The 12,335-nt window shown below is 70.2% G+C and carries 12 protein-coding genes; 6 read left to right on the top strand and 6 right to left on the bottom strand.

The genetic code is table 11. The annotated features are described in order from the left end of the window. Positions 1-100: 100 nt before the first annotated feature. A complete protein-coding gene (locus tag EXE51_RS00265; protein WP_004596226.1) occupies positions 101-295 on the bottom strand; it encodes a methytransferase partner Trm112 in 195 nt (64 codons plus the stop codon). A 142-nt stretch (positions 296-437) separates the two neighbouring features. Here EXE51_RS00265 and EXE51_RS00260 point away from each other — a divergent pair, with 142 nt between their 5' ends. Both EXE51_RS00260 and EXE51_RS00255 read left to right on the top strand, forming a co-directional pair. Further along, positions 438-722, top strand: a complete 285-nt coding sequence (locus EXE51_RS00260; RefSeq protein WP_049929827.1) for a ribonuclease P protein component 4 — start codon at positions 438-440, stop codon at positions 720-722. Positions 723-830: 108 nt separating this feature from the next. Next, positions 831-1,493, top strand: coding sequence for an HAD family hydrolase (locus tag EXE51_RS00255; protein WP_137691832.1), 663 nt, complete (start codon positions 831-833; stop codon positions 1,491-1,493). A gap of 115 nt (positions 1,494-1,608) precedes the next feature. Here EXE51_RS00255 and EXE51_RS00250 read toward each other — a convergent pair whose 3' ends face one another. The 3 genes from EXE51_RS00250 to EXE51_RS00240 form a co-directional block, all read right to left on the bottom strand. Then, entirely contained in the window at positions 1,609-2,292 is a 684-nt protein-coding gene (locus EXE51_RS00250) for an HAD-IIB family hydrolase (protein WP_094582996.1), read from the bottom strand. Positions 2,293-2,376: 84 nt separating this feature from the next. Further along, positions 2,377-3,549 (bottom strand): Cdc6/Cdc18 family protein, encoded by a 1,173-nt coding sequence (locus tag EXE51_RS00245; RefSeq protein WP_049929831.1) that lies wholly within the window; start codon positions 3,547-3,549, stop codon positions 2,377-2,379. A 94-nt stretch (positions 3,550-3,643) separates the two neighbouring features. Next, on the bottom strand, positions 3,644-3,847 hold the full coding sequence (locus EXE51_RS00240; RefSeq protein ID WP_049929833.1) for a hypothetical protein: 204 nt from the start codon (positions 3,845-3,847) through the stop codon (positions 3,644-3,646). A 160-nt stretch (positions 3,848-4,007) separates the two neighbouring features. Here EXE51_RS00240 and EXE51_RS00235 point away from each other — a divergent pair, with 160 nt between their 5' ends. After that, positions 4,008-4,406, top strand: coding sequence for a hypothetical protein (locus EXE51_RS00235; RefSeq protein ID WP_049929835.1), 399 nt, complete (start codon positions 4,008-4,010; stop codon positions 4,404-4,406). Between the two features lie 113 nt (positions 4,407-4,519). Here the strand turns inward: EXE51_RS00235 and EXE51_RS00230 are convergent, their stop codons facing one another. Then, positions 4,520-5,686 (bottom strand): hypothetical protein, encoded by a 1,167-nt coding sequence (locus EXE51_RS00230; RefSeq protein WP_080508546.1) that lies wholly within the window; start codon positions 5,684-5,686, stop codon positions 4,520-4,522. Continuing rightward, positions 5,687-7,225 (bottom strand): glycerol kinase GlpK, encoded by a 1,539-nt coding sequence (gene glpK / locus EXE51_RS00225; RefSeq protein WP_049929837.1) that lies wholly within the window; start codon positions 7,223-7,225, stop codon positions 5,687-5,689. A gap of 380 nt (positions 7,226-7,605) precedes the next feature. Between glpK and glpA the strand changes: the two genes are divergently transcribed. From glpA to EXE51_RS00210, 3 genes are read left to right on the top strand one after another with little or no spacing between them, the layout of a single operon-like run. Then, positions 7,606-9,438, top strand: a complete 1,833-nt coding sequence (glpA, locus tag EXE51_RS00220; RefSeq protein ID WP_137691831.1) for an anaerobic glycerol-3-phosphate dehydrogenase subunit GlpA — start codon at positions 7,606-7,608, stop codon at positions 9,436-9,438. Next, complete coding sequence (gene glpB / locus EXE51_RS00215; RefSeq protein ID WP_137691830.1) at positions 9,438-10,817, top strand: glycerol-3-phosphate dehydrogenase subunit GlpB; 1,380 nt, start codon at positions 9,438-9,440, stop codon at positions 10,815-10,817. The genes glpA and glpB overlap by 1 nt, the downstream gene beginning before the upstream one ends. Continuing rightward, on the top strand, positions 10,814-12,322 hold the full coding sequence (locus tag EXE51_RS00210; protein WP_086215701.1) for an anaerobic glycerol-3-phosphate dehydrogenase subunit C: 1,509 nt from the start codon (positions 10,814-10,816) through the stop codon (positions 12,320-12,322). The genes glpB and EXE51_RS00210 overlap by 4 nt, the downstream gene beginning before the upstream one ends. Positions 12,323-12,335: the final 13 nt, after the last annotated feature.

The raw sequence follows: 12,335 nt of genomic DNA, 5'->3' as shown, positions 1-12,335 counted from the left end.
ACGAGCGAGGAGTTCGGGCGGCGGCGTCGACCGCCGGAGGCCGTCGCCGCGGTCGGCGCCTCGGGGCGGATCCGCTCCCGCCGCTCCGGAGCGGAACCCCCTACGCAGCCGCCTCCTCGCGCATGTCCGGCGGGAGGAGGTTCGGGATCCCGTCTTCGATGGGGTACGTCTCGCCGCACTCCGTACAGGTGAGCGTCCCGGCGAGGACCTCCTCGTCGTCCGCGTCGTCGACGTCGAGTTCGAGAGTCGCCTTGTCGAGCGGACAGCAGATCACGTCCATCAGGGATTCTTTCATATCGCTCGGTTAGGTCGGACCGATAAAAAAGCGTGCGGGTCCCGGCCGGCGCCCCGCGTCCGGAGCGTCGGCACGGTCCGGGCGGCCGCCCCGCCCGACCCGGATAACAACCTCTTTGGCGCCGCGCGCCGCCCTCGGTGACATGGGCATCCCGGCGGAGCGGATCGAGCGGCTGTTCGCGCTCGCTCGCGAGGCCGTCGTCGACGACGAGTACGACCGCGCCCGCGAGTACGTCGCCCGCGCCCGCCGGATCGCCGAGCGCAACCGCTGCGGCGTTCCCGCCGAGCTCTCACGGCGCGCCTGCGACGACTGCGCCGTCTACCTCCGCCCCGGCAAGACGAGCCGCGTCCGGACGCGACCCGGGCGCGTGGTCGTCCGGTGTACGGAATGCGGGTCGACGGCGCGGTATCCGTACGGTGAGGAGTGATCGCAGCGGTCGCTGGCCGACGACGCCACCCTCTCGACGCGGCCGCCGTGTGGCCGGTCGAACCGGGACACCGAAACGACTAATCCGAATTTCGGGAAACACGGAGACGTGACCGGATACGACGCGGTTCTCTTCGACAACGACGGCGTCTTGGTCGAGCCGCCGGCCCACGAGACGGCGGTCGAAGCGACGCGGGAAGCGTTCGAAGCGGTAGGCGTCCGGGACCCGGACCAAGCGCACGTCGACGACGTCGTACGCGGGACGACCGTCGAGAGACTGCGTGAGATGTGCGCGGTCTACGATGTGGACGTGGAGGCGTTCTGGCGAGCCCGAGAGCGGCTCGACGAACGGTCTCAGTTCGAGAAGTTCGAGTCGGGGTCACGGGCGCTCTACGACGACGTTCGGAGCGTCACGAACCTCGATCGACCCCGCGGCGTCGTGAGCAACAACCACCACAGCACGGTCGCGTTCGTGTTGGACTTCTTCGGCCTGCGGCACGCGTTCGACACCTATCACGGCCGAGAGAAGAGTGTCGAGAGCCTGGACCTGAAGAAGCCGAACACGCACTATCTCGACCGGGCGCTCGCGGAGCTCGGCGCCGAGTCGGCGCTCTACGTCGGCGACAGCGAGAGCGACGTGAGAGCGGCCCACCGGGCCGGGCTGGACTCGGCGTTCGTCCGACGGCCACATTGCCGGGACACGACCCTCTCCGTCGCGCCCACCCACGAAATCGACTCGCTCCGCGAACTCGCGGCCATGACGGACGCGTGAGCGGAGACCGACCCCGAGGGCGATACCCCCGAATCGAACTGATGACCCGTACGCGTCCCCCGGAGTCGCCGGGACGAGCTGAGCAGAGCGGACGCGCTCCGCCGTCGGATACGGACTACTCGTCGCGCTCGCGCAGCCGTTCGAGCACCGAGACCGTCCCGTTCATGTACCCGTCGTCCACCACCTCGTCGGCGGCATTGCGGGCGGCGGCGTCGGCGTTGGCGACCGCGTACGACTCGCCGGCGACGCCGAACGTCGACGCGTCGTTCTCGCTGTCGCCGATCGCGACGAACGCGGCGGGGTCGACGCCGAGCGCCTCGGCGACGACGCGGAGCGCGCGACCCTTGCTGACCCCCACCGACTTCACGTGGTAGGCGTAGCCGGTGTCGACGATCTCCACGTCGTCGCCCGCGGCCGCGGCGACCTCGCGGAGCAGCCCCGCGTCGACGTCGGGTCCGAGCGCGACCTCCGTCTCGCGCCAGCGGTTCACCGTGTCGCCGTCGCCCCAGCCGATCGCTCCGCCGCGCTCGCGGAACGCCTCGACGACGGCCCACGCCGCGTCCGGGTCGCCGACGAGCGTCGTCTCGCCGCCGACGTACGCGACGCCGCCGTTCTCCGCGATCACGGTCTCCTCGCGGCCGAGGAAGTGCGCGAGCGCCACCGGGTACGGGAACGCCTTGCCGGTGGCGAACACGACCGGCGCGTCCCACCCGGGCAACAACTCGAAGACTCGCGGATCGATCCGGCCGCTCGGCGTCGTCAGCGTACCGTCGATGTCGAGCGCGAGGGGCGGAACCATACCATCGGGTCGGCGGCACGGCGACAACTGTCTTCCGTTCGAACGGAGGCAGGGCGGACCGGACGGCGGCCGCCCGCGCGGCGCCTACCCGGAGCGGGTGCGACGGTCGAACAGCTCGCTGAAGACGACCGTCGGGAACAGCGGGACGAGCCGGCTCGGCGGTCGGCCCTTACCGTCGGTCTCGCGGACGGTGACTCGTTCGAGCAGGCCGGCGTCGGCCAGCTCGTAGAGCACGCGCCTGACCGTCGACGCCGAGAGGTCGACGCCCGAGCGCGCCGCGATGGTCTCCGTCGCCACGCCGACGGTCGAGCGCTCGTCCTCGGAGAGCCCGGCGAGCTCGTAGAGGAGCCGCTGGCGGCTCTCGGGGAGCGCGAGCACGCGCCCCAGCGCCACGCAGGGCCGGGGAACGCCGTCGACGCCGGCGTCGACGTCGCCGGATCGGATCGTCGACGCCCCCGACCGCTCCGCGTTGACCGCCGCGCCCATCACGGCGGCGAGGGCGTCGTGGGCGTCGCCCGCGGCCCACTCGACGACCTCGCGGATCTGGTCGTGGCTGAGCGCGTCTCGGCCGAGCCCCGTCGAGCACCGGCTCGTCAGCAGCTCGACGAGCACGTGTCGGCGGTACTTCGCGAACTCGACGGTCGTCTCCGGCTCCCAGCCGATCGCGTCCGGCGGATCGCGGCCGAGGAACGCGGGGACGAGCCGCTCGCCCACGTCGTTCAGCCAGTCGATCAGCGTCGCCGCCGTCGGCGTCTCGGCCTCGTTCGCGTGGTCGACAGCGACGACGAGGTCCGGACCGGTGCGCATCGCGTCGCGCAGGGAGGCGGCCAGCTCCTCGGTCCCGATCCCGTGGTCGGGAACGGAGTCGTCGCTCATGGCGGCCAGCATCGCGTGGTACAGTCGGAAGCGGGTCGACGCCCGCCGGGCGTCGACGTAGACGAACCCGGGGATCGTCGGTTCGACCGCCCGCGTCGTCGTCTGGATGGCCCGACGGGGGCCGCTGTGCGCCGCGAGCCGGTCGAACAGCGAGGAGACGACGGCGGACTTCCCGCTCCCCTTCGGGCCGTACACGTAGACGCTCGGCGGGAGCGACCCGGAGAACGCGGGCTCGAACACGTCGAGCAGGCGCTCGATAGCCGGGCCGCGGCCGACCGGCGAGTCGACGTGGGTGACCGGGGAGACGGCCTCGAAGTCGGCGAGAACGCTCATGCCCGCGTCGTAGCCGAGCCGTCGCTCGATCCGGTCGTCGATGTTCACGGGCCCCCCTCCGTGATCGCCGAACAAAACTGTCGCGACTCGCGGAGCGCGCGCGGCGGCGCGGTCGGGCGGGTTCGGCGCGCCGACCGGCCCGTTACCAGTGTTCGGGTTTGTATCGGTTGATGAGCGCCGTGGAGACGACAAAGACGACTCCGCTGATGAGGCCGGCTATCACGCCGACGACGAGCCGAACGGAGATCGTTCCCGCCGAGACCACCGCCGTCACGGCCGCGACGACTGCCATCACGACGAGGAGGTTCCGCCGATCCCGCCGGTCGAGCCCGAGCCGGTCCAACATACCACCACCTCCTCGGCGCGGTGATTAAATACCCTACGTTCGCTCCGCGGCGAGGGCTCACCGGACGCGCGCCCTCGACGGCGCCGACCGCGGTCGCGGGAGCGAGCGCGGGACTCGCCCGATGGAAACCTATACCAGCGTCGGGCGAACTACGACTGGTATGTCGAACGACCCGGGCGTGGAGGCGCTCCACACGGTCGACGACCGGAGCAAAGTTGTCGCCGTCCTGACGACCGTGGCCGCGTTCGGTGCCGGCATGTTCACCGTCGGCGACATCGAGTTCGTCTCGATCGCCGCCGCCGCGATCGGGATCGGCGCCCGGTTCGGCTCGGTGTGGTGGGGCGCCCGGATCTTCGTCGACCGCGACTCGGCGGCGGTCGCCGACCAGCCGACCGCGGGGCGCTACCACCACGGCGCGGTCGGAGTCGCGCTCGTTCTGGCGGGCGCGCTCGCCCTGATCGCCCGGTACCTCGGCGTCGAGGTGACGACGGTCGCCGTCGCCGCGTCCGCGGTCGCCGCCGGCGCGTTCCTCGCCTTCTCCGCGTTGCTCCCGGACTGACGGTCGCACCGGGGCGCCGTCACCGAGACACCGGTCGCTGTCCGGGCGATTCCGACCGACCGCGGATGAGCGATGTGCCATAATAAAAGACCCCTGCCGAAAGTGAGGACGCGTTAGATCCCCGTGCCGGGGATCCAGACGGCCCAGTTGAGCAGTCCGGCGATGACGAGCAGGCCGAGCGTCAGCGACCAGACCACGATGGCGGCCGCCGGCGGGTCGAAGTGCGTGTCGGAGTGCGCGTAGAACACGCGCTGCGACGCCTCACCGACGACCGCGGCGAACACGCCGAACAGCGCGCCGAACAGCAGCGCGGGCGCGGCGCCGAACGCCAGCGGCGCGGTCAGGTCGGCCGCCGAGAGGTCCGTGAGCGTCGTGATGCCTCCCTGCCACACGGAGAGGAAGGCGGTCGACCCCGCCAGCGTCATGTGGTGGGTGACCGGGATCCGGTCGACGCCGAGGTTCAGGAACAGCAGCGACCCGGCACTGATCCCGAAGCCGGCGAACACGGCGATGAGGCCGTGCCCGCCGGTGATCATGTTGTACGTGATGACGGCCGAGGCGAGACCGGCGAAGAAGCCGATCGCCGCGACGTGCGACCACTTGTACATGTTCGGCAGCCACGGCTCGACGGCGAGGCGGTCCTCGCTGGCCTTGCCGCCGTCGCCCACCACTTCGCCGGGCTCGCGCATCTGCTCGCGCTCGAACGGCCCCATGTCGAAGTAGCCGTTCGCCTTGTCGCTCACCTTGCCGACGATGCTGTATCCGAACACCGCCCGAACGACGAGGGCGCTGATGACGATGCTCACCGGGATCGGGTCGACCGGGATCGCCAGCTGCCGGGAGAGCTGCTCGATGAGGACGCCGAAGACGCCGAAGACGGCCCCCACGGCGAGGATGTCGGGTTTGCTCCCCAGCGCGAAGCCGATGTCCTTCGCGTTGTGGTAGTCGAATCCGGACTCCATATAGCCCTTGTTGGCAGCGTAACCGGCGGCCGCGACACCCCCCGCGAAGGAGATATGCGGGCCGAAGACGGGACCGAACCCGACGTCCACGCCGAATCCACCGCCGCCGAGCGACCCGCCGATCACGAGGAAGCCCGTGAAGATGAACGCCGGCAGGGCGCCGAGCGCCGCCCCGAAGGCGCCGCCCGCGAGCGCCCCGAGAAGGATCGCTGGATTGGTCAGGCTCTGGATCACGTCGGTCGGCGCGCCCGGGTCGTAGCCGACCTGTAGCACGGTGTCGGCCGCGACGGCCAGTTCCGGCAGCAGTTCGACGCTCATCTATTCGTCCTCCTCGTCGATCGCCCAGTTCTTCGAGCGCTCGACCGCGTCGTCCCAGCGGCCGTAGAGTTTGTCGACATCGGCCTGGTCCTTCTCGGGCGTGAACTCGCGGTCGATCTGCCAGTTGTCGCGCAGCTCGTCGACGTTGTCCCAGTAGCCGACCGCGAGCCCGGCGGCGTACGCCGAGCCGAGCGCGGTGGTCTCGTCGACCTCGGGCCGCGCGATGTCGGTCTGGATGATGTCGGACTGGAGCTGACAGAGGAAGTTGTTCTTCACCGCGCCGCCGTCGACGCGGAGCGTCGTGGTCTCCACGCCGGAGTCGGCCTCCATGGCCTCAGCGATGTCGCGGGTCTGGTAGGCGATCGATTCGAGCGTCGCCCGGACGATGTGCTCCTTGCTCGTGCCGCGGGTCATCCCGACGATGGTCCCGCGTGCGCGGCCGTCCCAGTGCGGCGCGCCGAGTCCCGTGAACGCCGGGACCATGTAGACGCCGTCAGTCGAGTCGACCGAGCGCGCCAGCTCCGCGGTCTGTGCCGCGTTGTTGATCAGGTCGACGTCCTCGAGCCACTCGATGGCGGCGCCGGTGATGAAGATGGACCCTTCGAGCGCGTACTGGACGGGCTCGCCGGACATCTGGAACCCGATCGTCGTCAGCAGTCCGTGGTCGGACTCGACGGCGTCGGTCCCGGTGTTCATCAGGTAGAACGAGCCGGTGCCGTAGGTGTTCTTCGCGTCGCCCTCGTCGAAGCAGGTCTGGCCGAACAGCGCGGCCTGCTGGTCACCGAGCGCGCCGGCAACCGGGACCTCCTCGCCGAGGAAGCCGTCGGCGTCCGTGTGGCCGTAGTAGTCCTCGTCGGAGGAGGGGCGTACCTCGGGCACCATCTCCTTGGGCACGTCGAACTCGTCTAAGAGCTCGTCGTCCCACTCCAGTTCCCGGATGTTGTACAGCATCGTCCGGGAGGCGTTCGTGACGTCCGTGATGTGGTTGCCCGTCAGGTTGTAGATGAGCCACGAGTCGATGGTGCCCATCACGAGTTCGCCTGCGCGAGCGCGGTCGCGGAGGTCGCCGCCGCGCGAGCTCTGCATCTTGAGCGGCTCCGCGTTGTCGAGGATCCACTCGGTCTTGGTCGCCGAGAAGTACGCGTCGGCCTCGAGGCCGGTCTTCTCGCGGATCTCCTCGACCTTCTCGTCCTCTTGTAGCTCCTCGACGCGGTCGGTCGTCCGACGGTCCTGCCACACCAGCGCGTTGTGGACCGGCCGTCCGGAGTCTTTGTCCCAGACGATGGTCGTCTCGCGCTGATTGGTGATGCCGATGGCCTCGAGCTGATCGGCGTCGAGCCCGGCCTCGGCGAGCCCGTCGAGGACGACTTCTTGGGTGTTCTCCCAGATCTCGATCGGGTCGTGTTCGACCCAGCCCGGGTTCGGGTAGATCTGTTCGTGCTGTTCGTAGGCGTTCGCGACGACCTGGCCCTCATGGTCGAACACCATGAATCGAGTCCCGGTCGTCCCCTGGTCTATCGCACCGACGTACTGTGTCATGTTGTGGATCCCTCCTGTGGCGCTGGTCCGCGTGCGTCGGCGACCGGCTCGGCCTCGTCGTCGAGGGCGAATCCGGGGTCGCGTTCGCCGTCACGGCGTCCGACCGTCGAGGCCGACCCGTCCGGAGCCGGACCGAAACGGCCGGAAGACGCACCGCCGCCGCCGCGACATATCTTCACGGAAGCTACCACGCCGATCGTGAACATAATGTACTACCATAATAATCTTCCTGTTGAAATCCGGACATCGGCGCGAATGAAAAAGTCTAGTATATAAATAAATCGGCGCTGGCAGGGATTACACTACTTGAATATCCGTGATAGTTATGGGTGGGGCACCTCGGGAGGTAAAGTAAAGTGGTCGGGGTCCAAGTGGCTCGCATGGACAGACAAGTGGACGTCGTCGTCGTCGGTGGGGGCTCGACGGGGTGCGGCGTCGTCAGGGACCTGGCGCGACGGGGGCTCGACGCGGTCCTCGTCGAGAAGGGGAACCTGACGCACGGCACGACCGGACGGATGCACGGGCTCCTCCACAGCGGGGGCCGCTACGCGGTCTCGGACCAGAAGAGCGCGGAGGAGTGTATCGAGGAGAACCGAGTTCTCCGCGACATCGCGGCCCACTGCGTCGAGGAGACGGGGGGAATGTTCGTCAAGCGACCCGAGGACTCCGAGGAGTACTTCCAGGAGAAGCTGGAGGGATGTAAGGCGTGTAACATTCCCGCCGAGGTGATCGACGGCGAGGAGGCGCGCCGTCGCGAGCCGTACCTCGCGCGCGACGTCGAGAAGGCGATCGCCTTACCAGACGGCGCGATCGACCCGTTCCGGCTCTGCGTGTCGAACGCCGCGGACGCACGCGAGCATGGCGCGCGAATCGAGACCCACGCACCGGTGACCGACGTGCTCGTCGAGGACGGCGAGGTCGTCGGCGTCGAGATCGAACACGAGACGGGACCGGGGAAGCGCGTCCACCGCGAGCCGGGGACGACCGAGGAGATCCGCGCGCGGCACGTCGTCAACGCGACCGGCGCGTGGGCGGGGAACGTCGGCGAGATGGCCGGCGTCGACGTGGAGGTGCGCCCCTCGAAGGGCGTGATGACGGTGATGAACACCCGGCAGGTCGACACCGTGATCAACCGCTGTCGGCCGAAGGGCGACGCCGACATCATCGTCCCCCACGAGACCGCCTGTATCCTCGGCACGACCGACGAGGAGGTCGACGACCCCGAGGACTACCCCGAGGAGGACTGGGAGGTCGACCTGATGATCGAGACGCTCTCGGAGCTCGTGCCGGCGCTCGAAGACGCCCGCACGCTCCGCTCGTTCTGGGGGGTCCGCCCGCTGTACGAACCCCCGGGGACCGGCACCGAGGACCCGACCGACATCACGCGCGACTACTTCCTCCTCGACCACGGCGACCGCGACGACCTTCCGGGGATGACGACCATCGTCGGCGGGAAGCTCACCACCTACCGGATGATGGCCGAGTCCATCTCCGACCACGTCTGCGAGACGCTCGGCCACGAGGCGACCTGCGACACCGCCGAGGCGCCGCTGCCGGGCTCCGAAGACCCGGCGCGCATGGAGGAGCTGATGGACGAGTTCGGGCTCCGGTCGCCCGTCGCGCGGCGCTCGGGCCAGCGGCTCGGCTCCCGGGCCGACGATGTGCTCGACGAGTACGACCCGAACCCGATCGTCTGTAACTGCGAGAGCGTGACCCGCGCGGAGGTCCAGGACGCTGTCGACGACGCCGGCTCCGACCTCAACGCGGTCCGGCTGCGGACCCGCGCCTCGATGGGGAACTGCCAGGGCGGCTTCTGTACGCACCGCATCGCGTCGGAGCTCGCCGAGGAGTATCCCGAGCCGGTCGTCCGCGACGCGGAAGACGAGCTGTACCAGGAGCGCTGGAAGGGCCAGCGCCACGCGCTGTGGGGCGAACAGCTCTCGCAGGCGATGCTGAACCACCTGCTCCACGCGACCACGATGAACCGCGACGGCGACCCCGCGAACCTCGACGGCGAGGTGGACTTCGGCGCGTTCGACGCGGGCGCCGACGCGCCGGGCGCCGACGGCTCCGGCGGCGACACGGGGACCGCGGCCGCGGACGGTGGCCGCGCAAGCGACGACGCGGCGACCGACGGGGGCCGCGCAAGCGACGACGCGGCGACCGACAGGGGCCGCGCAAGTGACGACGCGGCCACCGACGGAGGGCGCTGATGGCGATAAACAGCGACGTGCTCGTGATCGGCGGCGGCCTCGCCGCGATCACGGCCGCGGTTTCGGCCGCCCGCGAGGGCGCGGACGTGCGGCTCGTCTCGCACAAGTCGAGCACGCTGCGGCAGGCCTCCGGGCTGATCGACGCGCTCGGCTACGTCCCGGCGACCGAGCCCGCGAAGCCGCTCCGGGACGGGCCGCCGACCGCGGGCCGGAACCTCGACCGCGACGAGTGGCCGGACCCGGAGGGGCCGCTCGCCGACCCGTTCGAGGGGATCGACCGGCTCCCCGAGTCGCACCCGTATCGGGTCGTCGGGAGCGACGCGCTCCGGGAGGGGCTCGACCTCTTCGACGACCTCGCGGGCGACGCGTACCGCGGCGGCCACACCGACCGCAACGCCCTCGTCCCGACGTTCGGCGGCGCGGTGAAGCCGACGGCGCGCTACCCCGCGGCCGCCGAGGCGGGGCTCGCGAGCGACGACCGCCCGATGCTGGTCGTCGGGTTCCGGTCGCTCACGGAGTACGACGCGCGCGCCTTCGCGGGGCGGCTCGAGGCCGCGGGCGTGCCGTTCGACGCCGCGGGCGCGGAGGTCGAGTTCGCGGAGGCGTTCCGCGCCGACGCGAAGATCACCCGGCTCGCGAAGGCGCTCGACCACGACGAGGAGATAGACGGCGTCCCCGCCCGCGAGGCGCTCGCGAAGGCGGTCGCGCCGCACCTCCACGACGTGGTCGACGAGGCAGGCGGCGTCGACCGCGTCGAGCGCGTCGGCTTCCCCGCGTTCCTGGGCGACGACCGGGGCGAGGAGGTCCGCGAAGAACTCGCTGACCGGCTCGGCGCCGACGTGTTCGAGATCCCGATGGGCCCGCCGAGCCTCCCCGGCCTGCGGCTCGAAGACCGCCTGTTCGACGCGCTCGACGCCGAGGGCGTCCGGTTCGAGACCGGGAACCCCGTCGTCGGCGTCGAGTCCGCGACCGACGGTCGCGTGGAGACGGTCGCGGTCGATCGGAAGGGTCGCACGGCGCCGTACGGCGCCGACGCGTTCGTGCTAGCGACCGGCGGGCTCGTCGGGAAGGGGCTCGACTCCGACCGGGAGGGGGTCCGGGAGCCCGTCCTCAACCTCCACGTCGACCAGCCGGACGACCGGTACGAGTGGTTCGTCGACGACGCGTTCGGCGACCAGCCGTACGCGCGGTTCGGGGTCCGGCCCGACGAGCGGTGTCGCCCCACGGACGCCGAGGGAACGGTACAGTACGAGAACGTGTTCGCGGCCGGCGGCGTCGTCGGCGGCGCGGACGCGGCGCGGGAGAAGTCCGCGAGCGGGGTGTCGCTTGCGACCGGCCTCGCGGCCGGGCGACAGGCGGCGACGGAGGCGAACCAATGACACGACACACGGACGACGACGGAGACGCGGGGGAGTCGAACGAGGCGACCGAGTCGAGCGACGGCGGCTACGAGGGGCCGACGCCGGGCGTCCCGGAGTCCGGCCGCGACGAGCAGCCGTCGGTGTTCGTCCCCGACGAGGGGGAAGTCGCGGAGACGGACGCGACCGCGGGCGACCGCGCCGCAACCGACGGCGGCGTCGAAAGCGCCTCGGCCGGAGCGGATTCGACCGAGCTCGACCCGGACGCGTACGACCCGGTCGACGTGTTCCCCGGCGGCGACCTCGACCTCCGCGAGGGGGCCGACTCCTGTTACAAGTGTACGAGCTGCGATACCTCCTGCCCGGTGGCTGAGGTCGACGACGAGTTCCCCGGGCCGAAGTTCCAGGGCCCCGAGCAGTGGCGGCTCAAACGGAAGGACGACCACGACATCGACGAGTCGATCACCTCCTGTTCGAACTGTATGCGCTGTGACGACGCCTGCCCCTCGGGAGTGCCGCTCTCCCAGATGCACAACGAGGCCCGCGGGCAGTTCGTCGAGCGCCAGATGGAGAAGCTCTCCGTCGAGTACATCCGGAATCGGGTGTTAGCGAACTACCGCACCTCGGCGAGCCTCGCGAGTATGTTCCCCCGGACCGCATCGTTCGCGATGAACTTCGGCCCCGCGCGGTGGGCGATGGAGAAGGTTATGGGGATCCCGAAGGAGCGCGACTTCCCCGAGTTCGCCACGGAGACGTTCCGCGAGTGGTGGAAGGCGCGCGGCGGCGCACAGGTGGAGAACCCCGACAAGCGCGTGGCGTACTTCCACGGCTGCTACTCCAACTACAACACGCCCGAGGTCGGCAAGGCGTTGGTCTCAGTCTACGAGCACTTCGGCTACGAGGTGATGGTCCCGCCCCAGAAGTGCTCGGGCACGCCGATGTTCGCGAACGGGATGCTGAAGGACGCCCGCCGCCACGCGGAGACGAACGTCGAGAACCTCGTCGAGGCCATCGCCGACGGCGCGGACGTGATCGCCTCCTGTACCTCCTGTTCGCTGTCGCTGCGCCAGGAGTACCCCGAGCTGTTCGACCTCCACGGGATCGACGACGTCGCCGAGCACACCTTCGAGGCGCTGGAGTACCTCCGCATCCACGAGGACCTAGAGGAGGCGCTCGACGAGGCCGGCGGGCTCGACGACGAGCGCGCCTTCGCGTATCACGCGCCGTGTCACGCCCGGAATCAGGGGCTCTCCCGGCAGGCAGTCGAGACGTTCCGCGACGTCGACGGCGTGAAGATGGAGGACGTCGGCGACTCCTGTTCCGGCATCTCCGGCACCTACGGCTGGAAGGAGGAGAAGTACGAGAAGTCGATGGAGATCGGCGCGGAGATGTTCGAGCACATGGAGGACGCCGAGGGCGAGGTCGGGATGACCGAGTGCCCGACCTGCGCGATGCAGATGGAACACGGGACCGGCTACGAGATCGAACACCCGCTCCAGCTGCTCGAGGACGCGCTGGGAGCGTAAGGTCCCGTCGCTC

The organism is Halorubrum sp. CGM5_25_10-8B, from assembly GCF_005435095.1.
In the GTDB taxonomy this organism is placed as follows: domain Archaea; phylum Halobacteriota; class Halobacteria; order Halobacteriales; family Haloferacaceae; genus Halorubrum; species Halorubrum ezzemoulense.
The sequence above is the reverse complement of the archived record's forward strand: the minus strand, read 5'-3'. Positions and strand labels throughout refer to the sequence as shown.